The 26,912-nt window shown below is 59.5% G+C and carries 25 protein-coding genes; 11 read left to right on the forward strand and 14 right to left on the reverse strand.

The features are described 5' to 3' along the window. Window positions 1–10 precede the first annotated feature (10 nt). The 9 genes from BLU28_RS18660 to BLU28_RS18700 all read right to left on the reverse strand — a co-directional run bounded on the left by BLU28_RS18660 (window position 11) and on the right by BLU28_RS18700 (window position 8,935). A complete protein-coding gene (locus BLU28_RS18660; RefSeq protein WP_077987238.1) occupies window positions 11–877 on the reverse strand; it encodes a D-amino-acid transaminase in 867 nt (288 codons plus the stop codon). Window positions 878–897: 20 nt separating this feature from the next. Further along, window positions 898–1,956: a DmpA family aminopeptidase gene (locus BLU28_RS18665; protein ID WP_077987239.1), complete on the reverse strand. Its 1,059-nt coding sequence runs from the start codon at window positions 1,954–1,956 to the stop codon at window positions 898–900. Window positions 1,957–2,099: 143 nt separating this feature from the next. Further along, window positions 2,100–3,059: a sugar kinase gene (locus BLU28_RS18670; RefSeq protein ID WP_077987240.1), complete on the reverse strand. Its 960-nt coding sequence runs from the start codon at window positions 3,057–3,059 to the stop codon at window positions 2,100–2,102. 20 nt (window positions 3,060–3,079) lie between these two features. Continuing rightward, a complete protein-coding gene (locus BLU28_RS18675) occupies window positions 3,080–4,138 on the reverse strand; it encodes an ABC transporter ATP-binding protein (protein WP_077987241.1) in 1,059 nt (352 codons plus the stop codon). A 32-nt stretch (window positions 4,139–4,170) separates the two neighbouring features. Beyond that, window positions 4,171–4,992, reverse strand: coding sequence for a carbohydrate ABC transporter permease (locus tag BLU28_RS18680; RefSeq protein WP_169538611.1), 822 nt, complete (start codon window positions 4,990–4,992; stop codon window positions 4,171–4,173). 14 nt (window positions 4,993–5,006) lie between these two features. After that, complete coding sequence (locus BLU28_RS18685; RefSeq protein WP_035210476.1) at window positions 5,007–5,945, reverse strand: carbohydrate ABC transporter permease; 939 nt, start codon at window positions 5,943–5,945, stop codon at window positions 5,007–5,009. After that, entirely contained in the window at window positions 5,945–7,273 is a 1,329-nt protein-coding gene (locus tag BLU28_RS18690) for an ABC transporter substrate-binding protein (protein WP_004443500.1), read from the reverse strand. Before BLU28_RS18690 ends, BLU28_RS18685 begins: the two co-directional genes overlap by 1 nt. Before the next feature lie 100 nt (window positions 7,274–7,373). Next, window positions 7,374–8,030, reverse strand: coding sequence for a GntR family transcriptional regulator (locus BLU28_RS18695; RefSeq protein ID WP_077987242.1), 657 nt, complete (start codon window positions 8,028–8,030; stop codon window positions 7,374–7,376). A gap of 20 nt (window positions 8,031–8,050) precedes the next feature. Then, window positions 8,051–8,935 carry a dihydrodipicolinate synthase family protein gene (locus BLU28_RS18700; protein ID WP_035210475.1) on the reverse strand — a complete coding sequence of 295 codons (885 nt, stop codon included), beginning with the start codon at window positions 8,933–8,935 and terminating at the stop codon, window positions 8,051–8,053. Window positions 8,936–9,229: 294 nt separating this feature from the next. Here BLU28_RS18700 and BLU28_RS18705 point away from each other — a divergent pair, with 294 nt between their 5' ends. The 7 genes from BLU28_RS18705 (at window position 9,230) to rutF (ending at window position 14,506) form a co-directional block, all read left to right on the forward strand. After that, window positions 9,230–9,841 carry a biliverdin-producing heme oxygenase gene (locus tag BLU28_RS18705; RefSeq protein WP_077987243.1) on the forward strand — a complete coding sequence of 204 codons (612 nt, stop codon included), beginning with the start codon at window positions 9,230–9,232 and terminating at the stop codon, window positions 9,839–9,841. Window positions 9,842–10,300: 459 nt separating this feature from the next. Further along, on the forward strand, window positions 10,301–11,392 hold the full coding sequence (gene rutA / locus BLU28_RS18710; protein ID WP_035210473.1) for a pyrimidine utilization protein A: 1,092 nt from the start codon (window positions 10,301–10,303) through the stop codon (window positions 11,390–11,392). Continuing rightward, window positions 11,389–12,129, forward strand: a complete 741-nt coding sequence (gene rutB / locus BLU28_RS18715) for a pyrimidine utilization protein B (RefSeq protein WP_022556852.1) — start codon at window positions 11,389–11,391, stop codon at window positions 12,127–12,129. Before rutA ends, rutB begins: the two co-directional genes overlap by 4 nt. Before the next feature lie 26 nt (window positions 12,130–12,155). Then, window positions 12,156–12,542, forward strand: a complete 387-nt coding sequence (rutC, locus tag BLU28_RS18720; RefSeq protein ID WP_004443491.1) for a pyrimidine utilization protein C — start codon at window positions 12,156–12,158, stop codon at window positions 12,540–12,542. Window positions 12,543–12,555: 13 nt separating this feature from the next. Further along, a complete protein-coding gene (rutD, locus tag BLU28_RS18725) occupies window positions 12,556–13,347 on the forward strand; it encodes a pyrimidine utilization protein D (protein ID WP_168247028.1) in 792 nt (263 codons plus the stop codon). Window positions 13,348–13,364: 17 nt separating this feature from the next. After that, on the forward strand, window positions 13,365–13,955 hold the full coding sequence (locus tag BLU28_RS18730; protein ID WP_006697604.1) for a malonic semialdehyde reductase: 591 nt from the start codon (window positions 13,365–13,367) through the stop codon (window positions 13,953–13,955). Window positions 13,956–13,981: 26 nt separating this feature from the next. Next, window positions 13,982–14,506, forward strand: a complete 525-nt coding sequence (rutF, locus tag BLU28_RS18735; protein ID WP_077987244.1) for an NADH-dependent FMN reductase RutF — start codon at window positions 13,982–13,984, stop codon at window positions 14,504–14,506. Between the two features lie 247 nt (window positions 14,507–14,753). Here rutF and BLU28_RS18740 read toward each other — a convergent pair whose 3' ends face one another. The 3 genes from BLU28_RS18740 to BLU28_RS18750 form a co-directional block, all read right to left on the reverse strand. Beyond that, on the reverse strand, window positions 14,754–16,199 hold the full coding sequence (locus BLU28_RS18740; RefSeq protein ID WP_077987245.1) for an NAD(P)(+) transhydrogenase (Re/Si-specific) subunit beta: 1,446 nt from the start codon (window positions 16,197–16,199) through the stop codon (window positions 14,754–14,756). A gap of 21 nt (window positions 16,200–16,220) precedes the next feature. Next, window positions 16,221–17,795, reverse strand: a complete 1,575-nt coding sequence (locus BLU28_RS18745) for a Re/Si-specific NAD(P)(+) transhydrogenase subunit alpha (RefSeq protein WP_006697607.1) — start codon at window positions 17,793–17,795, stop codon at window positions 16,221–16,223. 192 nt (window positions 17,796–17,987) lie between these two features. Continuing rightward, window positions 17,988–19,871 (reverse strand): MFS transporter, encoded by a 1,884-nt coding sequence (locus BLU28_RS18750; RefSeq protein ID WP_004443480.1) that lies wholly within the window; start codon window positions 19,869–19,871, stop codon window positions 17,988–17,990. Window positions 19,872–20,382: 511 nt separating this feature from the next. On the opposite strand from BLU28_RS18750, the gene BLU28_RS18760 reads away from it, so the two are divergent. Then, entirely contained in the window at window positions 20,383–21,417 is a 1,035-nt protein-coding gene (locus BLU28_RS18760) for an aspartate-semialdehyde dehydrogenase (RefSeq protein ID WP_003522626.1), read from the forward strand. A 221-nt stretch (window positions 21,418–21,638) separates the two neighbouring features. Then, window positions 21,639–22,454 (forward strand): lytic murein transglycosylase, encoded by an 816-nt coding sequence (locus tag BLU28_RS18765; RefSeq protein ID WP_004443477.1) that lies wholly within the window; start codon window positions 21,639–21,641, stop codon window positions 22,452–22,454. A gap of 177 nt (window positions 22,455–22,631) precedes the next feature. Here the strand turns inward: BLU28_RS18765 and BLU28_RS18770 are convergent, their stop codons facing one another. Both BLU28_RS18770 and pdxY read right to left on the reverse strand, forming a co-directional pair. Further along, window positions 22,632–23,273 carry a carbonic anhydrase gene (locus BLU28_RS18770; RefSeq protein ID WP_004443476.1) on the reverse strand — a complete coding sequence of 214 codons (642 nt, stop codon included), beginning with the start codon at window positions 23,271–23,273 and terminating at the stop codon, window positions 22,632–22,634. 174 nt (window positions 23,274–23,447) lie between these two features. Beyond that, a complete protein-coding gene (gene pdxY / locus BLU28_RS18775) occupies window positions 23,448–24,323 on the reverse strand; it encodes a pyridoxal kinase PdxY (protein ID WP_004443475.1) in 876 nt (291 codons plus the stop codon). A 264-nt stretch (window positions 24,324–24,587) separates the two neighbouring features. Here pdxY and BLU28_RS18780 point away from each other — a divergent pair, with 264 nt between their 5' ends. Continuing rightward, entirely contained in the window at window positions 24,588–26,048 is a 1,461-nt protein-coding gene (locus tag BLU28_RS18780) for a phospholipase D-like domain-containing protein (RefSeq protein ID WP_004443474.1), read from the forward strand. 13 nt (window positions 26,049–26,061) lie between these two features. After that, on the forward strand, window positions 26,062–26,907 hold the full coding sequence (locus tag BLU28_RS18785) for an endonuclease/exonuclease/phosphatase family protein (protein WP_004443473.1): 846 nt from the start codon (window positions 26,062–26,064) through the stop codon (window positions 26,905–26,907). Window positions 26,908–26,912 lie beyond the last annotated feature (5 nt).

Raw genomic sequence — 26,912 nt, forward strand, 5'->3', positions numbered from 1 at the left:
ACGCGTTCGATCAGATCGCCGTGCGGCGTGCGTTTTCGAGGTAGAGCGCGCGCAGGCGGCTTACCATCGGTCCAGGCTTTCCGTTGCCTACCGGCTTGCCGTCGATCTTCGTGACCGAAACCACGAAGTTGGAGGCGCTGGTCAGGCAGGCTTCATCGGCATTCAGCGCCTCTTCCAGCGTGAAGGGGCGTTCCTCCAGCGTGAAGCCTGCTTCCTTTGCCAGTTGCAGGGCGGCGAGGCGGGTGCAGCCGGGCAGGGTCTTGTTGCTGTTGCCGCGGGTGATGATCTTCTTATCGGCGGTGACGATATAGGCGGTGGAGGACGCGCCTTCAGTGACGAAACCGTTCTCGATCATCCACGCCTCGTCACAGCCTTCGGCCTTCGCGATGCGCTTTGCCATGACCTGCGGAAGCAGGCAGACGCTCTTGATGTCGCGACGTTCCCAGCGCTGGTCGGGAACCGACTTGACGGCGATCCCGACCTCTTCGACCGGAGTGCCGATCAGCTTCTTCGCCTGGGTGAACATGACCAGCGTCGGCTTCAGATCGGCAGAGAACAGGAAGTTGCGATCTTCCGCACCACGCGTCAGCTGCAGATAGATCATGCCTTCGACGAGATTGTTGTCGGCGACCAGGCGACGTTCGGCCTCGACGATCTCGCCGGTCGTGACCGGCAGGGCGACATCGATCTCGCGGGCGCTGCGTTCCAGCCGCGCCATATGCAGGTCGCTGTCGATCAATTTGCCTTCCAGAACGGAGGTGACCTCGTAGATGCCGTCGCCAAACAGGAATCCTCGGTCGAAGATGGAAAGGCGGGCGTCCGCTTCGGGCAGGAACTCGCCGTTGACGTAAACGATGCGACCGGATGGGCTAGTCATGAAAACTCCGTCTGGAAAAGTCAGGGTGAAAGAAGGGTTTTGAGGGTGTCGATGGAAATGGCTTCGACCGTGGAGGTCTTGCCGGTGCCGGCATTGAAGCCGGTTGTCGTTTCTGCTGCGCAGAGCGAATTGAGGATCGCTTCCTCCGTCGCCTCTATCGTGGCTTCGAAGAGCGGCGAGATCGCGTCGTTGGAAAGCTCGGGGTAGTCCGTAACGGCCTTGCGGCGCGCAGGCGTGCGGCGCAGGCGCTGATCGGTGGAAAATGCCAGCGCATAATCACCGGAGCCATTACTGAGTGCCGCACCCGTGCGGGCAAGTCCGCCGAAGCTTCTGGCCGCCAAGCGCTTCAGATTGCGGGAAGAGAGCGGCGCGTCGGTGGCGACAATGATGACGATGGAGCCATCCTTGTCCTGGTGATCAGGGCTGACATAGGGTTTGCCGCAGACCAGCAGATGGCCGCCATAGTTGGATTGTACGAGAACGCCGATGGTGTAAGCATCACCGGCAATGGTGACGATGCGGGAGGCGGTGCCGATGCCGCCCTTCATGCCGAAGGCGACCGTGCCGGTTCCTGCGCCCACCCCGCCCTCTGCGATGGGGCCGATGGTCGCATTTTTCAACGCGGACGAGATTTCCTCAACGGTCGGGCGGCCGGCGCGGATGTCGTTCAGGCGGGAATCGTTGGTCTCGCCGACGACGGCATTGATCGAGACGACTTTTTCATTCCCCGGCTGCGCCAGCGTATGGCGGTTGATCGCCTCGATGGCACGACCGGTTGCCAGCGTATTGGTGAGAAGGATCGGTGTCTCCAGTTCGCCGAGTTCCTCGATCTGGGTCGAGCCGGCAAATTTACCGAAGCCGTTATAGACGGCGAAGGCGGCGGGCACCTTGTCCTGAAACAGGTTGCCGTCATGCGGCAGGATCGCGGTTGCGCCGGTGCGGATCGTCTCACCTTCGGTAACGGTCGAATGGCCAACGGCCACCCCTTCGACATCGGTGATGGCGTTGAGCCGGCCGGTTTCGAAATGGCCGGGCCGGAAACCGATATCGCGCAGTCTCGGGCGGGTCGTCTGATGCATCGGGCGATCACTTTTGCGGAATGCGGGCTGAGGTCGAGGCGAGCGCATCTTGCGAAAAGCTTTGCTCTGACTTGACGTTAGCCTAGTTCGCCGGGAAACGGCATCGCAAAAATGGAATAGTTTTATGCGGGCAATGGATGCCCTCAGGAGGCGCGCAGCGCGGGTTCGCCATCACGCTCCTGCCATTGCCGTATCGCGTCTTCCGTCTCTTCGCGCGTCGGTGCGCCGGCCCGGCCGCCGAAGACCGTGCATTTGAGCGCGGCAGCAACGGAGGAGAGGCGGATGGCGGCGCGGCTTTCCATGCGCTCAGCCATTGCGAGCGCAAACGTGCCGTGGAAAATATCGCCCGCCGCCAGCGTGTCGACTGCTTCGACCTGCATCGTTGACTGGAAATGCACCGTGGGATCACCCGCTTCCGTCCACCAGCAGCCTTGCGGACCGGCGGTGACGGCGATGAAGGTCTCAGGATATCGCGCATGCAGCACCGGCAGCATGTCTTTCACCGTTTCAAGCCCCGTCAGCCGGGCAGCAGCGGGTTCGGAAAAGACGATATGGCTCGCGGCTGGTGCAAGCTTCTCAAGGATTTCGACGGGTGCAACGTCTCCATCGAGAATGGCGGGTTTGCCAAGCGTGCGCGCCACCGTGAGCACATCAAGCGCCAGTTCCGGCCAGCGCACATCCACCAGAACGGCGTCGAAAGGCGCGATGTCTTGCGGCGTGCACGACCGCTTCTTCTCGTGCAGCCGGTGATCGTAGAACGGCACGATCAGCCGCTCTCCCCTGTTATCGATGATGATCGTTGACAGGGCCGAGCGTGCGCCGGTCGCGACCGTCATACCGCTCGTGTTGATGCCGCTTTCGCTAAGATCGCGCAGGATACGGCTTCCGGTCTCATCGTCGCCCACCGCTCCCCACAGGCTGGCGCGGCCGCCCATGCGATGCACGGCATAGGCAGCGCTGGACGCCATGCCTTCGGCGATCTGCAGCATTTCATAGGGCAGGACCTTGCCTTCGCCCTTTGGCATGTCGTGAACGCGAAACAGGGTGTCGAGCACGGCTGCCCCCACGCAGAGGACATGCTTGCCGCCCTGATTGTCTGCCATGCTGCTCACTCCTGCCGTATTCAGAGACGCTTGCCGCTGTCCCTGTCGAACAGATGCACGGTTGCCGGATCGATGGCAATGTGGATCGTATCGCCGAAGCGGACATTGAGGCGTTCGCGGAACAGGCAGGCGATGTCGTCACCCTTGCAATCGAGTTTGGCATAGATTTCCGAGCCGGTGCCTTCGACCAGTTCGACGCGGCCTTCGATGCCGGTCTCAGCGGCGCGGATATGTTCGGGCCGCACGCCGTAGACCAGGTCTCGGCCGCCCAGTTTGCCGATATCGGCATGGGCGGGCAACGGCAGGCTAAGGCCCTTGGCAGTGCGGAAGACGCCTTCTTCTACCCGGCCGCGAATGAAGTTCATGGCGGGTGAGCCGATGAAGCCGGCAACGAAGAGGTTGGCGGGATTGTCGTAAAGTTCGAGCGGCGCGCCGATCTGCTCGATGACGCCATCATGCAGCACCACGATCTTGTCGGCCATGGTCATGGCTTCCACCTGGTCGTGTGTGACGTAGATGGTCGTCGTGCCGATGCGCTGGTGCATGGCCTTGATCTCGCCGCGCATCTGCACGCGCAGCTTGGCATCGAGATTGGAAAGCGGTTCATCGAACAGGAAGACCTGCGGATCGCGCACCAGCGCGCGGCCCATGGCGACACGCTGGCGCTGGCCGCCCGAGAGCTGGCGCGGATAACGGTCGAGCAGTTTTTCCAGTCCCAGAATGGCGGCGGCCCGGTCCACCTTGGCCTTGGTTTCCTCGGCGCTCACCTTCTTCAGTTTCAGCGCAAAGCCCATATTGTCCTTGACCGTCATGTGTGGATAAAGCGCGTAGTTCTGGAAGACCATGGCGATATCGCGGTCGCGGGCGGGCAGGTGGCTGACCTCGCGCGGGCCGATATGGATTTCGCCATCGCTCAGCTCTTCCAGCCCTGCAATCATGCGCAGCAGGGTGGATTTGCCGCAGCCCGAAGGACCGACGAGGACGACGAATTCGCCATCCTTGATGTCGATATCGATGCCGTGGATGACGTTGACGGAGCCGAAGCGCTTCTGGACGTTTTGGATATTGACCGGTGCCATGTGCAGGTTCCCGTATTTATTTGTTTGATGGTTCAGCCGCCCTTGACGGCGCCGGCGGTCAGGCCCGCCACGATCTGTTTCTGTGCGAACATGGTGAGCAGCAGCACTGGCAGCGTCACAATCAACGCGGCTGCAGCCAGCGGACCCCAGCTCACCTGTTCGAAGGACAGCATGTTGTAGACCGCGACCGGCAGGGTGCGGGTTTCACGGCTGGCCAGCACGATGCCGAAGACGAAGTTGTTCCACGAGAAGATGACCGCCAGAATGAAGGAGACGACGATGCCGGGCTTGGCGATCGGCAGCGCCACGAGGCGAAACACCTGCCAGGAGGATGCGCCATCGATGCTTGCGGCCTCTTCCAGCTCTTTCGGTGTCGTCTCGAAATAACCGATCATGATCCAGACGACGATCGGCACCGTTACGACAAGATGGATGATGATCTGCGGCCAGAGCGTGCCGAGCAGGTTCAGCCATTGGAACAGCAGGAAGAGCGGAATGAGGAAGGAGAGACCGGGCGTCATGCGGGCGATCATGATCACGACCGCCGACTTTTCCGCCTTCAGCCTCGCGATGCCGTAACCGGCGGGCACACCGATGACGAGCGCCAGAATGGTGGCCGCCCCTGTCACGAGAACCGAATTCCAGAAATAGAGGAAGAAATTATTCTCCTCGAACACCTTCACATAATTCGACCAGGCAAACCGTTCGGGGATCAGGATCGGCGGGTAGGCGCCGTTGTCGATTTCATATTTCAGCGATAGCGAGATCATCCAGATGAAGAACAGGATAACAGGCGAAATCATCACCAGCGCCACGAAGAACAGGCCGAGCCGGTCGAGATTTCTGCGTTTCAGGATTTTTGCGGACATCAGCGTTCCTCCATCTCGTTCCATTGCGAGCGCTGGCGCACCATCAGAAGCACGAAGGAAAGCGCCACGATGATGATGAAGAAGACGACGGCCATGGCCGAGCCGTAACCGATGTCGTAATAAGCAAACGCCGTATTGTAGAGATAGATGTTGATGGTTTCGGAGGCCGTGCCCGGCCCGCCCTGGGTCATCGCATAGATGATGTCGAAGCTCTTGACGGCATCGATGGAGCGGATGATGACGGCGATCATCAGGAACGGCGCGATCATCGGCATGGTGAGATAACGGAACTTCTGCCAGGCATTGGCGCCGTCGATTTCCGCACTTTCATAGGGTTCGCGCGGAACAGCCGCCAACCCACCGAGCACGATCAGCATGACGAGCGGCGTCCATTGCCAGGTTTCTACCAGTACCAGCGACGGAATGACGGTCGACTGATTGTAGATCCATTCCAGCGGGCCGATGTGGATGAAGGACAGGAGATAGTTCAGGACGCCGAGCTGCGGATGGAACATCATGGTCCAGACGAGCGCGATGGCGACCGGGGTCGCCATCATCGGCATCACGAAAACGCCGCGCAGAAAACCGCGCAGCGGAAACTGCGCATCGAAAACCAGCGCCGCCAATGTTCCGAGGAAGAGCGGAGCGACAACTGACAGCACGGTATAAACGAGCGTGTGCCAGAGCGATTCCCAGAACCTGGCGTCGCTTGCGAGCCTTACGTAGTTCTCGAAACCGATAAAGCTCTGCTCCTGCCCGAGCGTCCAGCGATGCGCGCTCATCCAGAGGGTGAAGACCCATGGAAAAACGATGACAGCCGAAATGACGACAAGTGCCGGTATGACGAAGGGCCAGTAGTTGGGAGCAAGCCTTGCCGGCCTGCTCCCTTCTTTGCGACTGACGCCTGTCTTGGTGTTTTCGATGCTCACGGAGGCCATTATCCCTCGCTACGCGCCAGAACGGGTGTGAACTGTTCCGTTGCCTTCTTGAGTTCCGCCGCCGGGTCGGCGCCGCCGATCATGTTGGTGAGGCCGACGCCGTAGATGTCGCGGAACTCCGTCACCGGAATGATAACGGGAAGGGCAAGCTGCGAGACCTTGCCGGAACCGACAACGGCATCCAGCCAGGCGGCCGGCATCTTGACGCCCTCGCGGACCTTCTGGTCTTCGAGGATGGACTGGCGGAACGGGACACCTGCACCTGCCTGCAACAGGCGAGCGCCCATTTCATGCGAAATCGCCCACTGGCAGAAGAGGTAAGCGGCTTCCTTCTTGCTGCTGGCTTCGACAACACCGAGGCCATCACCGAATGTGCCAGCGGCCTGCGCTGCCGGGCCCTTCGGCATGACGCCATAACCGACCTTGCCAACGACGCGGGATTTTTCCGGGTTCTCGATCGGCGGCGCAAAACCGACGCCATCGAACCACATGCCGATCTTGCCCTGCAGGAAGGCAGACTGCGCTTCCGCCCAGTTGAAGCCGGAGACGCCTGGAGGCGCGGCTTTGGTCATCAGGCGCTGATAGAGCTTGGCCGCTTCAACCGCCTCCTTGGACTCGGTGTTGACCTTGCCGTCGACAATCGGCTTTGCGCCGTAGCCAAGCATCAGCGAGGTCCAGACCGGCGTATTGGCGTTCTTGAGGCCACGCGCCACGAAACCATAGGTATTGGTTGCGGGATCGGTGATTTTTTCCGCGGCCGTTACCAGCTCCTCGAAAGTTTCGGGGTATTTCAGGCCCTTGGCTTCGAAGAGCTCCTTGTTCCAGTAGACGATCCAGTAATCCACCGAGAAGGGCAGCGAGCGCAGCACGCCGTCGCTATCCTTGGCAAACAGCATGCCGGCCTCGGCAAAGTCCTTTTCGGTAAGCGACGGATCGGTGAGTGACGGGTCTTTCAGGAAGCCGCTGATATCAGCCAGCCACTTGCCCTTTTCGAACTGGCGCTTCTGCACATGGTAGCTCAGATGCACCACGTCGAAGCTCGGCTTGCCGGAGGAGAGTTCGATAACCACCTTCTGGCGCTGCTGCTGTTCCGGTGTCGCTTCGGCATTGACCTTGATGCCGGTCAGCTCTTCGAACTCGCCGAGATATTTGATCAGCGTTTCGCTGCGCGGGCTTTTGACGAGATTGACTTCAAGGGTAGTGCCCGCGTGTTTCTTCCAGTTCACCGCCGCCGATGCCGGGCGAATGCCGAGCACCGCGCTGCCGCCAAGCGCCGCCGTGCCTGCCAGAAAGGCGCGGCGCGTGGGGTTGAGCAATGAATGCGTCATGTCTGTTCTCCTCCAGTTAGCCGGAAATTCTCCTCACCCCGGCTTGTTGCTTATTCCCTGCAAGGCCGGCGCAGACCCTCTTTGTCCCGCCGGATTTGCCTTAAACCGCCAGCGCCCTGTCCCTTGCGTTGCGGATATGGGCGGTCAGCCGTTCCACGGCGTCTTCCACGGATCGCCTCTCGATGGCTTCGAGAATGGCGAGATGTTCCTTCATGACCGACTTCACATGGCCGGCGATGCGAAAGCGCTCCTGATTGATGAGGCGCATCTTGATGGAATTGACCCGGTAGGCATTCGAGATGATCGAATTGCCGAGCGCATCGATGAAGGCATCGTGCATGCCCCAGTCCACCTGCTGCGCGTGCTGCTCAAGTTCCGGCGATTCCCCGCCATTTTCGGCCGCTTCGGCGATATCGCGATGCTGTTTCAACAGTTTCGCAATAGCTGCGTCTGAGGCAGAACGGGTAAACAGCGCCACGGCCTCCTTTTCGAGGAAGATACGGAACTGGAATGCTTCGCGGATGAGATTGATGTCGATATGGGCGACCTGTAATCCCCGCTGCGGCACGGTCTTGATCAGCCCTTCCGCCTCCAGCCGCGAAATTGCCTCCCGGATTGCGCCGAGCGGCAGACCCGTCAGTTCCACAAGGCGGCGCTGCGAGATGAATTGCCCCGGGCGAACATCACGCGAGAGAAGGTGATGCGTAAAGCTCTCATACGCCCGTTCCCGCAATGTCTGTTCGCCGGTATCGTCCATGCTCAACCTTTCAGCTCCGTTCAGGCGGCCTGCCTGCGAAACAGCGCGTCGAAAGCGCCTTCGATCTGCCGCCGATCCTCAGGTGAAATCGCCACCAGCGGTGCACGCACATCCGACCAGATATTTTCCCCTGTCGTGTGTGATACCAGCACCTTGACGGCTGGTGTAACCGGGAATTTCAGAAGTTCCACAACAAGATCCTCGACGCGCTTGTCATCCTTGCCGTCGACGGCCATGGCGCGCACTTCCTGTGTCAGGAAATTGGCTACGCCCGATATCGCACCCTGACCGCCGAGGCGAACACCCTTGGCCAAGTCGCGCTCATCGCCGATCAGGATTGCGAGATCGCCGTGCTCTTTCAGCAGGCGCTCGGTGTGGCTCCAGTTGCCGGAGGAATCCTTCACGCCCGTGACGACGCCGGGAAATGCCTTTTTCAACCTTCCGACCAGTTCCACGGACAAGGTGACCATGGTTACGGAAGGAATATTGTAGACGAGAATGTCGCGTGCACCCTTGCCGATTTTTTCGAACACCGCCGAGAACCAGGCAAACAGGCCGTCATCGCTGACATTCTTGAAATAGGAGGGTGGCGCGAGCAGAATATTGCGGGCGCCGGCTTTCAGCGCTTCAGCCGACTGGTCGGCCGCGTCCTCGATGGAATCCACCAGAACGCCGGTGACCAGACGGACAGGCGCAACACCCGCCTCGATGAAGCGGGAGAGAATGACCTGCCGCTCGCGGCTGCCGACCGAGCATCCTTCGCCTGTCGTACCGAAAAGCGTCACGCTGTCGCAGCCATTGGACAGGCAGCGGCGGGCATGGGCGATCATGGCATCGATATCGACCGTTCCGTCCGTTTTGAAAGGGGTTGTCAGGGCTGCCGAAAGGCCGAATTTCTGGGTCAATTAAGATGCTCCTCCAAGGTGACTATGAATTGATGGCATGCTGACATGTTAGTTGTAAAGAGCTAATTGCAATATGATTGTCCGGAAGTGCGATTTGAGGTTTCTCTTCGTTTCAGGCCGCGCCGTCAGGTGTTGAGATGAAAGGTCAAGCAAGTTTAGAGTAGGCTGCCCTGCCAGGGAGATGGCGGCCCCATGCTCTTTCCAAGGCGTGTCGATAGTGCGAAAATAAATTTGACTGTTGGAGTAAAGATTTTTATCAGGCAGTCTGAATATAGGGATAAAGGGATCATCATCATGACCATCGCCGAGCCGGCAGCGCCTGTAGCAGAGATCGAGCAGAGCCGCGTCAAGCGCCTGAAAGCTGCAACCCGCCGTGCGCATGGCGATCTGGATGCCTTCATCATGGCGGCGAAGCCGTTCGAGAGCCGGGAGAACTTCGGCAAATTCGTGGAAACGCAATATCTCTTCCACCGCGATCTCGATGCCTTTTTCTCCAATCACACGCTTGATGGTCTGCTCCCCGACCTCAAGGGCCGTCGTCGTCTTCCCATGATCGAGCAGGACCTTGCCGATCTCGGTCTTGCCATTCCGGAAACGTCCGAACCGCGCTTTACCGCCGAAACGCCCTTCGATCTGCCGGAGGCCATGGGCTGGCTTTACGTGGTCGAGGGCTCCAATCTTGGCGCTGCCTTCCTGCTGAAGGATGCAGCCAAGCTCGGTCTGGATGAAGAATTCGGCGCGCGCCATCTGGCCGGCGCACCGGAAGGACGCGGCCTGCACTGGCGCACGTTTACTGCGGCCCTCGATGAAATTTCGCTGACGGTGGAAGAAGAAGAGCGTGTTGTTGCCGGCGCCGAAGAGGCGTTTCGGGCGGTCCATGCCTATGCGCAGCAGCGGATGGGCTGAGGGTTTCGCATAACTGCGCGGTTGTTGTCCTCATCGCGCAGAACGCCCCCTCGCGCGTGCGCATTTGATTGAGTCTTAACTCCCTACCGCCGTCACCCCGGACTTGATCCGGGGTCTGGTGCGATCAAGTCCTTGATCGCGAAAGATTCCATTCACGGCGCAGACGCGCCGTGAATGGATGCCGGATCGGGTCCGGCATGACGGAGGAGGGCCTTCGGATTTCTTAAATCGGTCTGCGACTGGGTAAGGGCCACTCGCCTTTGATGTGCCGCTCTCAATATTTGCCGAATAAACAGGCAAATATTTTTACCAAATGATAAAAATTTTGTCTTTTGATCAACGCTCTACGCAGCCCAAAATTTTATCCATTTGATAAAATTATTGTATTTGGTCTGGCACAGAACCTGCTACTCTTTTCTCAAGTCAGGAGACACCTGACGCAAAAAAGGGAACAGCAAAATGGAAGTTGGTGTTTTTATCCCGATCGGGAACAATGGGTGGCTTCTTTCCGAAAACGCGCCGCAATACAAACCGAGCTTTGATCTGAACAAGGCGATCACGCTGAAAGCGGAGCAGTATGGTTTTGACTTTGCGCTGTCGATGATCAAGTTGCGCGGCTTTGGCGGCAAGACCGAATTCTGGGATTACAATCTGGAATCCTTTACGCTGATGGCGGGGCTGGCCGCCGTCACCTCCAAGATCAAGCTGTTCGGCACCGCCGCGACGCTGGTCATGCCGCCGGCCATCGTCGCGCGTATGGCGACGACGATCGATTCCATTTCCGGTGGCCGTTTCGGCATCAACCTCATTACCGGCTGGCAGCGGCCGGAATATAGCCAGATGGGGCTCTGGCCGGGCGATGATTATTTCGGAGACCGTTACGAATATCTCGGCGAATATACGACTGTGCTCAAAGAGCTGCTGACGGAAGGTCAGTCGGACTATAAGGGCAAGTTCTTCCAGATGGACGATTGCCGCATGAAGCCGGTGCCGCAGGGTGATGTGAAGCTCATCTGCGCCGGGTCGTCCAATTCCGGCATGGCGTTTTCGGCCAAATTCGCCGACTACAGCTTCTGCTTTGGTGTTGGCGTCAACACGCCAAAGGCCTTTGCGCCCACCAATGAGCGGCTTCTGGCGGCAACGGAAAAGTCCGGCCGCGAGGTTAAATCCGTGGTGCTGACCATGATTCTTGCCGAGGAAAAATCCGAAGATGCCTGGGCGAAGTGGGAGCATTACAAGGCAGGTGCCGACGAGGACGCCATCAAGTGGCTCGGCCTGCAGAGCGCCGTTGACACCAAATCCGGCTCCGACACCAATGTCCGGCATATGTCCAACCCCGTCTCTGCGGTCAATATCAACATGGGAACCTTAATCGGCTCCTATGGGGAAGTGGCGGCCATGCTGGATGAAATGAGCGAGGTGCCGGGAACGGGGGGCGTGATGCTGACCTTCGATGATTTCCTCGAAGGGGTCGAAAAATTCGGCAAATACGTGCAGCCGCTGATGAAGAGCCGCGCGCATGTTCAAGCGGCACTGGAGGCAGCGGAATGAGCGAAGCCGTCGTGGCAGGTTACAAGGGCCCGAAGAGCCGTTCGGAAAGTGTCACGCTTCCCGCAAGGCCGGAGCCGATTACCCTGAAACCCAGCGAGACCGCCGTTGTCGTGGTCGACATGCAGAACGCCTATTCGACCGAGGGCGGTTACGTCGATCTGGCCGGTTTCGACATCTCAGGCGCAAAGGGCACCATCGCCAACATCAAGAAGACGCTGGATGCGGCGCGGGCCGCCGGTGTCCAGGTCATCTATTTCCAGAATGGCTGGGACAAGGACTATGTCGAGGCGGGCGGGCCGGGTTCGCCCAACTGGCACAAGTCCAATGCGCTGAAGACCATGCGCAAAAGGCCGGAACTGCAGGGCCAGCTGCTGGCCAAGGGCACATGGGACTACGCCATTGTCGATGAGCTGCAACCGCAGCCCGGCGATATTCTGGTGCCGAAGACGCGTTATAGCGGTTTCTTCAACACCAATATGGACAGCGTATTGCGCGCCCGCGGCATCCGCAATCTGGTCTTTGTCGGCATCGCCACCAATGTCTGCGTGGAAAGCTCGCTGCGCGATGCTTTCCACCTCGAATATTTCGGGGTGATGCTGGAGGATGCCACGCATCATCTGGGGCCGGACTTTATTCAGCAGGCGACGGTCTACAATGTCGAGAAGTTTTTCGGCTGGGTCGCCACCGTCAATGATTTCTGCGGCGTCATCTCGCAGGCAGCACCTGTCACCGATTGATTGAGAAACACAAAGAGGAGAACGAAATGCCGAAAAAGATCATCGTACCTGTTGGCACCAGCAAACCCATCGCTCCCTTTTCGCCGGGAACCCTCGCCGATGGCGTGGTTTACGTGTCCGGCACGCTGCCCTTCGACAAGGACAACAATGTCGTGCATGTGGGCGATGCCAGCGCGCAGACCCGCCATGTTCTCGAAACCATCAAGTCGGTCATCGAGACCGCCGGCGGCACGATGGAAGACGTGACGATGAACCACATCTTCATCACCGACTGGGCGAATTATCAGGCCGTCAACACAGTCTATGCGGAATATTTCCCCGGCGACAAGCCGGCGCGTTATTGCATCCAGTGCGGCCTCGTCAAGCCCGATGCGCTGGTGGAAATCGCCACCGTCGCCCATATCGGCAAATAGGGCGAAAAGGCAGATGATGCATTTCGAGGTTCATGGTCGCACCGAGCCTGAGGCCCCCACTATCCTGTTGTCCTCGGGACTGGGCGGATCGGGTGCTTACTGGACGCCGCAGATCGAGGCTCTTTCCGGCCATTTCCGGGTCGTCACCTATGACCATCGCGGAACAGGCAGGACAGGCGGCAAGGTGCCGGAAGATGGCGGCATATCGGCGATGGCGGATGATGTGCTGGAGATCGTTTCGGCCCTGAACCTCGAAAAATTCCACTTCATGGGACATGCCCTCGGTGGCCTGATCGGCCTTGATATCGCGCTGCGGCGGCCCGGCCTTATCGACCGGCTGGCGCTTATCAACGCGTGGAGCAAGGCCGATCCACATTCCGGGCGCTGCTTTGATGTGCGGATCGAGCTTCTGGAAAAGTCGGGTGTCGAGAGTTTTGTTAAGGCGCAGCCGCTGTTCCTTTATCCGGCGGCGTGGATGTCTGAAAATCAGGAGCGGCTGGCACGGGACGATGCCCATGGCGTGGCGCATTTTCAGGGCAAGGACAATGTGCTCCGCCGCATTGCGGCGCTGCGGGCCTTCGATATGGACGCACGGCTTGGCGAGATAGGCAATCCGGTGCTGGTGGTGGCGACGAAGGACGATCTTCTGGTGCCCTATACCCGCTCGTTGCGTCTTGCCGACGGTTTGCCGCAAAGCGAGCTTTGCCTTCTCGATTTCGGGGCTCACGCGGTCAATATTACCGAACCCGACCTTTTCAACGCCCGGCTTTTGCAGTTTCTGCTGCCGGTTGGCCAAACATTCTGACAGGATTTTAGAGCACGATGACGAAAGCACTGGATGATGCAGCACTCGCAACGCTTTTCACCGAAGCACGCACCCACAATGGCTGGACGGACAAGCCGATCAGTGACGAGACGCTGCACGCGCTTTACGACCTGACGAAGATGGGACCGACTTCGGCCAATTGCTCGCCGGCACGTTTCGTCTTTGTGCGCAGCCCGGAAGCCAAGGAAAAGCTTCGGCCGGCACTCTCCTCGGGCAATCTCGAAAAGACCATGGCCGCGCCGGTCACGGTCATCGCCGCCATCGACAGCGAATTTTACGAGAAACTGCCGGAACTGTTTCCGCACGCCGATGCGCGTTCGTGGTTTACCTCCAGCCCTGCCGTGGCCGAAGAAACTGCCTTTCGCAACGCCACGCTTCAGGCCGGATATCTGATCCTTGCCGCCCGCGCGCTGGGGCTGGATACCGGGGCCATGTCTGGATTCGATAAGGGTAAGGTGGATGCGGCGTTTTTTGCCGGCACGACGTGGAAATCCAATTTCCTGATCAATCTCGGTTATGGCGATCCGTCAAAGCTCTTTGGCCGCCTGCCGCGCCTTGGCTTTGACGACGCCTGTGTGCTGGCTTGATGGCCTGTTAAGGAAGGATGGGTTAGATGCAGATGATGTCTCTTGAAAAGGAAGCGGCAATGGAGACGAAGACTGCAGAGCAACGCAGCCTCGATTATAGAAACGCCATGGCGCGGCTCGGTGCGGCGGTCAATATCGTCACGACGGATGGTGCCGTAGGCCGGGCAGGCTTCGCCGCGACGGCGGTTTGCAGCGTTTCCGACAATCCGCCCACGCTTCTCATCTGCCTCAACCGCAATTCTTCCGCTTACAGGGTGGTGAAGGCCAATGGTGTGGTCTGCGTCAACACGCTCGCCGCCCATCATGAGGTGCTGAGCACGCTTTTCGGCGGCAAGACGCCTGCCGAGGAACGTTTCGCTGCGGGCAACTGGGGCGTGCTCGAAACCGGTGCGCCGGTTCTCGAAGATGCGCTCGTCTCATTCGATTGCCGTATCCGCGAGGCCCATGACGGCGGCACGCACGATATTCTCATCTGCGAGGTCGTGGATATGAAGATCAATGCGGGTGATGAGGCGCTGATGTATTTCAACCGGCGTTACCGGGTGCTTTGAAGGCGGTCTATCGACAACATCCCGCGGGACGATTCTGTTTGGCGCGGCCATAGCATCCGCACACCGTCACCCCGGACTTGATCCGGGGTCCAGCGCGATCAAGTCCTTGATCGCGTAAGACTCTTTTCACGGCGCAGACGCGCCATGGCTGGATGCCGGATCAAGTCCGGCATGACGGACGAAACGTATCGTCGTTTCTCAGAAATTCGAAGGGCGCTCCCGGTCTCCCGGAAACGCCCTTTTTCATTTACTTGATCAACGGCAGAAGATCGTTGATCGACTTTTTCGCATCGCCATAGAACATCCGCGTATTGTCCTTGTAGAACAGCGGGTTCTCGATGCCGGAATAGCCCGTGCCCTGGCCGCGCTTGGAGACGATGACGAGTTTCGACTTCCACACTTCCAGAACCGGCATGCCCGCGATGGGCGAGTTGGGGTCGTCCTGCGCTGCCGGGTTGACGATGTCGTTGGAGCCGATGACGATGACGACGTCGGTGCTTGGGAAATCGTCGTTGATCTCGTCCATTTCGAGCACGATGTCGTAAGGCACCTTCGCTTCGGCGAGCAGCACGTTCATGTGGCCCGGAAGACGGCCAGCCACCGGATGGATGGCGAAGCGCACGGTCTTGCCGTCGGCGCGCAGCTTGCGGGTCAGTTCCGATACGGCCGATTGCGCCTGCGCCACCGCCATGCCGTAACCGGGGACGATGATGACGCTGTCGGCATCGTTCAGCGCTGCGGCCACGCCTTCGGCGTCGATCGCGACCTGTTCGCCCTCGATTTCCATCGCCGGGCCCGTCGTGCCGCCGAAGCCGCCGAGGATGACCGAGATGAAGGAGCGGTTCATCGCCTTGCACATGATGTAGGAGAGAATCGCACCCGAGGAGCCGACCAGCGCGCCCGTGACGATCAGCAGATCGTTGCCGAGCGTGAAGCCGATGGCTGCTGCCGCCCAGCCGGAATAGCTGTTCAACATCGAGACGACGACAGGCATGTCGGCGCCGCCAATGCCCATGATCAGGTGGTAACCGATGAAGAAGGCGGCAAGTGTCATCAGGACGAGCGTCCATGCGCCTGCGCCGTTGCAATACATGATGAGCAACACCAGCGACAGGATCGCAGCACCGGCGTTCAGCAGATGCCCGCCCGGCAGCTTCTTCGCCTTGCCATCCACCTTGCCGGCAAGCTTGCCGAAGGCAACGACAGAGCCGGTGAAGGTCACCGCGCCGATGAAGACGCCGAGGAAGACCTCGACCTTCATGATCGCCAGTTCCACCGGCGTCTTGTGGGCGAGGATGGCGGAAAAGCCCGTCAGCAAGGAACGCGCGTTTTCATCGAGCGAGGCGACATGCGCTTCCTCGATATGGGCGTTGAAGCCGATGAAAACGGCGGCAAGGCCAACGAAGGAGTGAAGCGCCGCCACAAGCTGCGGCATCTCGGTCATCTGTACACGGCTTGCGACGAAGTAGCCGAGCACGGAGCCGCCCGCCAGCATCAGGAGCACGACGAGCCACTGCCCGACGCCCTTGCTGATTTCAGGGCCGAAGACGGTGGCGATGATGGCGAGGCCCATGCCTGTTATGCCGTACCAGACGGCACGTTTGGCGCTTTCCTGTCCGGAGAGACCGCCGAGCGAGAGGATGAAAAGAACGGCTGCGGCAACGTAGGCCGCGGAAACAATACCAATGGTCATTTATTTGATTCCCCGCTTGGCTCAGGACTTCTGGAACATGGCGAGCATGCGCCGTGTCACGAGGAAACCGCCGACGATGTTGATCGTCGCGATCAGGACGGAAAGCGAGGCGAGGATCACCACCAGCCAGTTGCCGGAACCGATCTGCAGCAGCGCGCCGATGATGACGATGCCGGAAATCGCGTTGGTCACGGCCATCAGCGGCGTGTGCAGCGAGTGACTGACATTCCAGATCACCTGGAAGCCGACGAAGCAGGCAAGCACGAAGACGATGAAGTGGCTCATGAAGCTTGCCGGCGCGTAGAGGCCAACGAGCAGCAAGACGGCCGTGCCGGCGACCAGAAGCCCGACCTGGTTCTTGGTCTGTGCCTTGAACTCGGCCTTTTCCCTGGCATGTTTCTCCTCCGGCGTCAGCTCTTTTGCTTTTTCCTTCGGTTTCTGCGCGGCAATGGCCTGAATTTTCGGTGGCGGCGGAGGATATGTGATTTCACCCCGATAGGTGACCGTCGCGCCGCGGATGACGTCATCTTCCATGTTATGAACGACCTTGCCATCCTTGGCAGGCGTCAGATCGGTCATCATGTGACGGATATTGGTGGCGTAGAGGGTCGAGGCCTGCGTCGCCATGCGGCTTGGGAAATCGGTGTAGCCGATGACGATGACGCCGTTGTCGGACACGACGCGCTGGTCGGGAACCGTCAGATCGCAATTACCGCCGCGCTCGGCGGCGAGGTCGATGATGACCGAACCCGGCTTCATCATCGCCACCATGTCGGCAAGCCACAGCTTCGGCGCGTCGCGGCCCGGGATCAGCGCCGTGGTGATGACGATGTCGATCTGCGGTGCAAGTTCGCGGAATTTTTCCAGCTGCTTCTCGCGGAATTCCGGCGAGGAGGGAGCGGCATAACCGCCGGTCGCTGCGCCATCCTGCTGCTGGTCGGCAAAATCGAGATAGACGAATTCCGCGCCCATGGATTCGATCTGCTCGGCCACTTCAGGGCGAACGTCGAAGGCATAGGTGATCGCGCCGAGCGATGTGGCCGTGCCAATGGCGGCAAGACCGGCAACGCCGGCACCGATGACCAGCACCTTGGCGGGGGGCACCTTGCCGGCGGCGGTGACCTGCCCGGTGAAGAACCGGCCGAAATTATTGCCCGCCTCGATCACCGCGCGATAACCGGCGATATTGGCCATGGAGGAGAGCGCGTCCATCTTCTGGGCGCGGGAAATGCGCGGCACCATGTCCATGGCGATGACGTTAGCGCCCTTTTCCTTCGCCTGCTCCAGAAGGTCCTTGTTCTGGGCGGGATAGAAAAACGAGATCAGCGTCTTGTCAGAAGACAGGCGATCAATCTCCGATGTTTCAGGCGGACGAACCTTGGCGATGATGTCGGAGCCGGTGTAAAGCGCCTCAGCGCTGTCGACCACGGTCACGCCTGCGGCGCGATAGGCGTCGTCAGAAAAACCGGCCGCCTTGCCGGCGCCGGCTTCGATGACGCAATCATATCCCAGTTTCTGCAAAGCCTGCGCGCTATCCGGCGTCATGCCAACGCGGGCTTCGCCCTCATATAATTCCTTAGGTGTCCCGATTCTCAAAACTGCTCTCCCATTCCCGTCCTGATAAGCCGTCATAGCCCATTTCGAGTGTTTTTGTCTTGTTCTTGCTGTTTTTCTACCTGCGGCGGATTGACAGGCTGGAAAAGCCCATTTTCGGCGATGGCGGTACGGCGGCAACAAAAAACCCGGCGCCGAAGCGCCGGGTGATTGCTGCGTTTCATCGACTGCCACTCAATCCATGGCGTGGATATCACGATCCTTGGTTTCCGGCAGGAACAGCATGCCGATGACTAGCGTGATGCCTGCAAAGATGATCGGATACCAGAGGCCATAATAGATGTCCCCCTTGGCCGCGCTCATGGCGAAGGCGGTGGCGGGCAGAAGGCCGCCGAACCAGCCGTTGCCGATGTGGTATGGCAGCGACATGCCGGAGTAGCGGATGCGGGTCGGGAACAGTTCGACCAGCAAAGCTGCGATCGGGCCATAGACCATCGTCACGTAGATCACGAGGACGGTGAGAACCGCGATGATGACAACCCAGTTCACGGCAGCCGGATCGGCCACCATGGAGAAGGCGCCGCCGCCGGCCACGGTGTAAACGGCCATTTCGGCTGCACCACCGGTTTCGGCCGGGGTCAGCAGCTTGTCAGCCACCAGCTTGTCGGTCGCAACCATCTTCTTGTCGGCAGCGCGAACGGCGTCTGCATTGAGGTTCAGTTCCGGGTTTGCGGCAATGAAGGCGTCCAGTTTCGCGTCCGGCACCTGTGCCGCGCCACGCACCAGCGGGTAACCGCCATCGTGGAGCGCCGTGTTGACCTGCTTCTGGAACGCCTTGTCCTTGGCTGCCGCGTCCGCGCCGGCGGCGACGGCGTCGTAGCTGGTAATGGTGGCGTCGCCGATCTTCACGGTGGCCGGCTGGCCGGCTGCGCCCGCAACCACGTCGTAAGGCACCGAGTTGCGTGTCAGGAACGAGGTGGCGATATCGCAGGACGTGGTGAACTTCGCCGTGCCCGTCGGGTTGAACTGGAACTTGCAGTCGCCAGGGGCTGCGGTCACGGTGGCGCGAACGCTCGCCTGTGCCTGTGCAAGCGCCGGGTTGCCTGCCCAGGTCAGTGCCTTGAACAGCGGGAAGTAGGTCAGCATGGCAAGGATGAGGCCGGCCATGATGATCGGCTTGCGGCCGATCTTGTCTGAAAGCCAGCCGAAGATAACGAAGAAGCTGGTGCCAAGAATGAGCGCTGCCGCCACCATGATGTTGGCCGACTGTCCGTCGACCTTCAGAATGCTCTGCAGGAAGAAAAGGGCGTAGAACTGGCCCGTGTACCAGACAACGGCCTGGCCGATGACGGCACCGACAAGCGCGATGAGCGCGATCTTGGCGTTCTTCCACTGGCCGAAGGCTTCGCTGAGCGGCGCCTTCGACGTCTTGCCCTCTTCCTTCATCTTCTTGAAGGCGGGGGATTCGTTCATCTTCAGACGGATCCAGACGGATACGCCAAGCAGCAGAACGGAAACGAGGAAGGGAATGCGCCAGCCCCAGGCAGCGAAAGCTTCCTTGCCGAGCGCGAACTGCACACCGAGGATAACCACCAGCGACAGGAACAGGCCGAGCGTTGCCGTCGTCTGGATCCAGGAGGTGTAATAGCCCCTGCGGCCGTTCGGTGCGTGTTCGGCCACGTAAGTTGCAGCTCCGCCATATTCACCGCCGAGTGCAAGACCCTGCAGCATGCGCAGGACGATCAGGATGATCGGAGCGGCGATGCCGATCTGCGATGCGCTGGGCAGCACGCCGACGAGGAAGGTGGACACACCCATGATGAGGATGGTGATGAGGAAGGTATATTTGCGGCCGACGATATCACCGAGGCGGCCAAAGACCAGCGCGCCGAAGGGGCGGACGAGGAAGCCAGCGGCAAAGGCCAGCAGAGCGAAGATGTTACGCGTCGTTTCCGGATACTGGCTGAAGAAGTTCGCGCCGATGTAAATCGCCAGCGAGCCATAGAGATAGAAATCGTACCATTCGAAGACTGTTCCGAGAGAAGAGGCGAAAATCACCTTCTTCTCTTCACCCGTCATCGGACGGGCGGCGCCGCTTACGGCTGCAACATTTGCCATTGTCTGTCCTCCACAGATGTCCCAATCGACGCATTGCGGAGCCCAACTCTCTCCTCTGGACTCACCTTGCGGCTGCAATGCGCGGATCATGAGAGTGACAGAAAATTAACCCCAATAAGAGCGATGCTTTCGGATTATGACTTTAGTCTAATGTTAAACGTCCCGAATATGTCGCTGCGGCGATTTGTGCTTTGGTCCGAGCGGCTGCATGACGCGCCTTTTTCCTTGACAGAACCGAGAAACCTTCTAATAGCTTCTCGCGAAGAAGGAGCATCACCTTGCGCATGCATGTTGCAGACATGTTCGTCATGGAAGGACCGGCACAATCCGCCGGCGATGATCCGCGCCTTTCTTATTCTATCCGAATTACGGCCAAAACGACGATTAAAACCGTCTGACGTCTCTGGCCACCGCTCTCTCCCCGGTTTGGCTGGGGATCGAGGAAGCCGCGATCTGATGATGCGGGTTCCCACCTCACCAAAAAGAGGAGAGACAGAAAGAGAGCTTGATCATGGGTTTCAAAGTTGCAATTGCAGGCGCCACCGGCAACGTCGGTCGCGAAATGCTCAATATCCTGGCCGAACGCGGTTTTCCCGCCGATGAAGTCGTGCCGCTCGCTTCCGCCCGTTCGCAGGGCACGGAAGTCTCCTATGGCGACCGCACGCTGAAGGTCTCGAACCTCGAGAACTACGATTTTTCCGACACGGATATCTGCCTGATGTCTGCAGGCGGCGATGTTTCCAAGAAGTGGTCGCCGAAGATCGGCCAGCAGGGCTGCGTCGTCATCGATAACTCATCCGCATGGCGCTACGATCAGGACGTTCCGCTGATCGTTCCGGAAGTCAACGCCGATGCGGTTGCAGGCTTCACCAAGAAGAACATCATCGCCAACCCCAATTGCTCCACGGCGCAGCTTGTTGTCGCGCTGAAGCCGCTGCATGACTTCGCCAAGATCAAGCGCGTCGTCGTCTCCACCTATCAGTCGGTGTCCGGCGCCGGCAAGGAAGGCATGGACGAGCTTTTCCAGCAGACCCGCGCCGTTTTCGTGGCTGACCCGGTCGAAGCCAAGAAGTTCACCAAGCGCATCGCCTTCAACGTCATTCCGCACATCGACGTCTTCATGGAAGACGGCTACACCAAGGAAGAATGGAAGGTTCTGGCCGAAACCAAGAAGATGCTTGATCCGAAGATCAAGGTGACCTGCACGGCCGTGCGCGTTCCTGTCTTCATCGGCCATTCGGAATCGGTCAATATCGAGTTCGAAAACGAGATCACCGCCGATCAGGCCCGTGACATCCTGCGCGAAGCACCGGGTTGCCTCGTGATCGACAAGCGCGAAAACGGCGGTTACATCACGCCGGTTGAATCCGCTGGCGAAGACGCGACCTACATCTCGCGTATCCGCGAAGATGCGACGGTCGAAAACGGTCTCAACCTGTGGGTTGTTTCTGACAACCTGCGCAAGGGTGCTGCCCTTAACGCCGTCCAGATCGCCGAACTGCTGATCAATCGTGGCTTCATCAAGCCGCGCAAGGCGGCCGCCTGATCCGAGATACGAATTTTTAAGGTTCGTTAAGTATAACCCGTCTGTTCTGTGTGGGGCAGGCGGGTTTTATAATTGGCGAGATCACGGCCAGTTTATTTGCAGGCCTTGCTGCCGAAAGGCAATTTAGGCCGCCAAAAGACAGTTTTGGCACCTGAATCATACAGTATTGACGGTTTGGTTCTCGGGAAAAACTCCCCAAAGGATATCGAAGGCAGATTTTGATGCGGGCAATGAAGGTAATTCTGGCTGGTGTGGCCATGGTCTCGGTTCTGGCAGCGACGCCGGTTATGGCCGCGCAATGCGGCAACACTTCGGCGGGCTTCGATGCCTGGGTCAGCGCCTTCAAGCAGGAAGCGGCGGGTCGCGGCGTCAGCGCCTCGGTGCTCGACCGGGCTTTCTCCGGCGTCTCCTACAACCAGGCGACGATCCGCGCCGATCGCGGTCAGCACAGCTTCAAGCTGTCCTTCGAGCAGTTCATGCAGAAGCGCGGCGGTCAGACGATCATTTCGCGCGGCAAGACCATGAAGAAGAACAACGCCGCACTGTTCGCCTCCATCGAGCGTGCCTATGGCGTGCCGGCTGGTCCGCTGCTCGCCATCTGGGGCATGGAAACAGGCTTTGGCGGTTTCATGGGCAACCAGCACACGCTTTCCGCCGTTTCAACGCTTGCTTTTGACTGCCGCCGTTCGGACTATTTCACCGAGCAGCTTTATGCGGCTCTGAAACTCGTCGGCAGCGGCTCGCTGAATGTCAACGCCAAGGGTGCCGCCCATGGTGAAATCGGCCAGACGCAGTTCCTGCCGCTGAACGTCGTGCGCTACGGCGTGGATTTCGACCGCGACGGTCGGATCGATCTCGTCGGTTCGCGCGCCGACGCGCTGGCGTCCACCGCAAACTTCCTCGTCGGCCATGGCTGGCAGCGCGGTGCAGGCTACCAGCAGGGGCAGGCGAATTACGCGGCAATTCAGGGCTGGAACGCCGCAAGTGTCTACCAGCAGGCGATCGCCTTCATCGGCAAGGCGATCGACGGCCAATAAGGCCGCTTTCCACGCGCGAATTCCCACTTCCGTTATGCCGGACTTGATCCGGCATCCAGTCACGGCGCGTCCGCGCCGTGAAAGAGTCTTTGGCGATCAAGGACTTGATCGCGCTGGACCCCGGATCCAGTCCGGGGTGACGAGCGTTGAGTTTGGCCTGTAGCTATTACCTGCCAGTCACAGATCCGGGCGGCGGAAGTCGCCGGTCTTACCGTCCATCACCCACAATTCGCCGGTCGAAATATCGAACCATGCGCCGTGCAGCTTCACCTTGCCGGCGGTTTCCTGTGCCTTGACGAAGGGGAAGCCGCGCAGATTGGCGATGGAGTTGCGGATGGAAACGCGTTCCAGCGCCGTCTGCCGCTCAGAGGCGGTCATGACGTCGTTGCTCTGGATTTGCGAGGCGGCCGACTTGACCATGTTCATCCATTTGCCAATGAAATCACCGGGCGACAGCGGCTCCAGATTGGGATCGAGCGCTGCCTGAATGCCGCCGCAGCGACCGTGGCCCATGACGACGATATCCTTCACCTTCAGCACCTGAACCGCATATTCGATGGCCGCCGAGGTGGCGTGATATTGCCCGTCCGGCTCGAAGGGCGGCACCATGTTGGCAACGTTGCGGACGACAAAAAGCTCTCCCGGGCCGCAGTCGAAAATGGTTTCCGGCGCGGAGCGGGAGTCACAACAGGCAATGAACAGGGTCTGCGGTTTCTGTCCGGTATCGGCCAGAACGCGGTATCTTTCGCGCTCGTCGGCATAACGACCGCTCATGAAGTTCTTATAGCCGTTGAGAAGGTTTTCCGGAAAATCTTTCATCTATCGCAGTACCGTTGTGGTTGGACCGAGATCAAGGGAAGAACTCGGTGCGTTGAAGACCAATCCTTTGGAGCATTTTCGCTTTTCTTCGAGCCGTGAAACCGCTCCAACTCCTTGCTTGTCGCATTTCCGGACGAAGACCGAGGGCCACGTTTCACGGAAATGCTCTAGCCGCTATTTGCGCTTGCTGCGCGAAGGATGCAAGAGATGACGCATCTGCACCATGGCCATGGGTGTGGAGAGGCTTGAAGAATCCGTCTCCAGCGTCAGTTCGTTCATGTCGCGTTTTTTTGTGCGGGCCAGAATTTCGAACACGCTGGCGGTTGCGAGCTGCAGCGCCTTTTCGTCATCCAGACCTTCCAGCAGGCGGGCAAGAAACAGCGCCGACATCAGGTCGCCGAGGCCGTTAGGCGCATTTTCAATGGCGCGATGTTCGGCGAGCAGCGCGTGGCGGCCGCTGAGGTAAAGGTTGCCGGTGCCGCCCGTCATCATCGGCACCGCCGAGGTGACCAGCATTTTTGGCGGGCCGAGGGAAAGCGCTGCATCCATGATGGCGCTGTTGGTCTCAAGCGCGGCGCCGCTCATCCAGGCGAGTTCATATCGGTTGGGCGTGGCGACCGTGGCAAGCGGAATGAGGTGATCGCGGATGGCTTCGGCGGTCTCAAGGGGAATATAAAGCCCGCCCAGATCACCCATGACAGGATCGCAGGCGTAAATCAGCGCCGGGTTCTTTTCCTTGAGATTTCGGATCAGCCTTGCGACGGCACGCACCTGCGCGGCGCTGCCGAAATAACCGGTCAGAACCGCCTTGACCTCGCCGATCCATTTGGCGTTTTCGAGGTCGGTCATCGCCTTGTCGAAGTCTTCGTCCTGAAAGCGCATGCGGGTGGATGGTCCGTGGCCGGGATGCCAGGGCATGACGATGGTGGGCACTGCCCAGACCGGAAAACCGAGTGTCTCCAGCGCGAAGACTGCCGCGCGGTTGCCCACGGAGCCCCGCATGACATGGCTGGAAATGACGATGACGGCGCCTTGGGTATTGTCCTGCATCACGGCCTTCTTGCGTTCAAACGCGGCAGAAAGCCCACCAATGCTGCCCCCGCCCAAAGATCAAGATGCGCTCTCATGACATATCGCAAGACCAGTTTCCACCGTTAATCCCGCAAGGGTCTGTCCCGCAAAAACATAGCGGTCGTTTTGCCGCCGTCAGGGAACGCCTCTCGTTGCGGGATCGCTGCACCGATTTCTCGTTAAGGCGGCGGCTTTCGGAAAACCGCGTTACACTTTTCCGCCTGATGCCCTATAGTTGTATTCATGCTCGCTCTCATCATCGCCTATTGGCCGCATATTCTTGCCGTTCTCTCCGTTTTGATGGGAACCGTGGCGGCCGTGCACGCCACCATGACGAAGGAAGAAGTTCGCTCGGCACTGGGCTGGGTCGGTGTCATCGTGCTGTCGCCCATCGTCGGTGCGGTCATCTATGCCATTGCCGGCATCAACCGCATCCGCCGGTCCAACATCACCCAGCAGCGGTCCTTCATGCAGGACGAGATCATGGACCGCGTGGCCCGTTTCGACGCTGGCGGTGAGCTGGTAGCCGAGCGGTTCGGCCGCCGTTTCGCGGCGATGAAGGTACTGGGTGACCGGGTGACCCGCCATGCACTGACGACTGGCAACAGCATCGAACCCATCGCCACGGGTGACGCCGCCTATGCGGCGATGCTTGAAGCGATCGAGCAGGCGAAACGGTCGATCATCCTCGAAACATATATTTTCGATAATGACCGGATCGGCGCCCGCTTCGTTTCCGCCCTCCAGCGGGCAAAACAGCGCGGCGTGGAGGTGAGGGTGCTCATAGATGCCGTGGGCGCGCGTTATTCGGTTCCGAGCATCCTGCCGACGCTGCGGGAAAGGGGCATCGTCGCCAACGTCTTCAACGGTAACGTCATCATGGGGCTGCGGCTGCCCTACGCCAATCTGCGCACCCACCGCAAGATTCTCGTGGTAGACGGGCGTGTCGCCTTTAGTGGCGGCATGAACATACGCGAGGGTTTTACCGAGGAGTTCGGCCAGGGAAGACAATCGCACGACACACATTTCAAGATCAGCGGACCGGTGGTAGCGGATTTTTTCTCCATTGCGGCGGAAGACTGGCGTTTCACGACAAAGGAACTTCTGGATACGCCGGTCTGGGATATCGCCATTCCCGAAGGCGTGCCGGGCTCGCAGATCGTTGCCCGCGTTTGCTCCTCCGGGCCGGACAAAAGCATCGAGACCAATCACAAGATGCTGACCGGCGCTTTTTCCATCGCAAGGTCGTCGATTCTCATCATGTCGCCCTATTTTCTCCCGGATCGGGAGCTTATTTCGGCGCTGATTACGGCGGCGCGACGCGGCGTCGTCGTTGATATCGTCGTGCCGAAAAGCAATAATCTGGTGCTTGTCGACAGGGCGATGACGGCGCAGTTCGATCAGATGTTGCGCAACTATTGCCGGATATGGAGGGCGACGGGAGCGTTCAATCATTCGAAGATGCTGGTGATCGACGGACGGTGGAGCTACATCGGTTCGTCCAATCTCGATCCCCGCTCTTTGCGTCTGAATTTCGAGATCGATCTGGAGGTTATGGACGAAGCATTCGGACAGGCCATCACGCAGACGATCTCGACGGCGCGCGACGCCGCAATACCTGTAAGACTGAGCGAACTGAAAGCGCGTCCGTTCGTTGTTCGTTTTGTGGAACGGGTACTGTGGCTGGCCTCGCCCTATCTTTGAGCGGAGATGACGTGTGAAAAAAGACGGCGTGCTGGAAAACGAAAAAGCGGTACTGGCGCGGAATACCAGCCTGCCGGCCTTTGTGATGGACTCGCTGCGCAATCACCGTCAGCGGCAGAATGCCAAGCCTGCGGAAAAGGCGCATGATTTTCCCGTTATCGCCTCCTACAACGTGCATAAATGCGTGGGCCGGGACCGCAAATTCGATCCTGATCGCACCAGTCGCGTGATTCAGGAAATCGGGGCGGATATCATTGCGCTGCAAGAGGCCGACAGCCGCTTCGGCGAACGCACCGGGCTGCTCGATCTCGCCCGGCTGGAAAGGGAAAGCGGCCTTGTCCCCGTGCCCGTGCAGGTCGGGGTGAAGGCGCATGGGTGGCATGGCAATGTCGTCCTGTTCAAGGAGGGCGCGGTCAAGGAGGTTCATACCCTGAAGCTGCCCGGGCTTGAGCCGCGTGGCGCGCTCGTTGTCGAACTGGATCTGAAGCGCGGCGGCACCCTGCGGGTCATTGCCGCTCACTTCGGGCTGCTGCGGCATTCCCGTGCCCAGCAGGCGAAGGCTCTGATCGGCCTTCTTGAAGCGAGGGATGAATGCCCGACCATTCTCATGGGAGACCTGAATGAATGGCGCCTCGGCAATGGTTCATCACTCAATACGTTTCGCGATGCTTTCGGCGCTCTGCCGCCAGCCGTACCCAGTTTTCCGTCCAACCTGCCGGTGCTGGCTCTGGACCGGATCATCGCCAATCGTGAAGGGCTGATCGAGCAGGTCGAAGCGCATGACAGCGCACTGGCGCGTATCGCTTCGGATCATCTGCCGCTGAAAGCCGCGGTGCGGACCGACCTGCTTCCGGCCTGATCCTG

This window comes from Agrobacterium pusense (assembly GCF_900102105.1).
GTDB lineage: Bacteria > Pseudomonadota > Alphaproteobacteria > Rhizobiales > Rhizobiaceae > Agrobacterium > Agrobacterium pusense.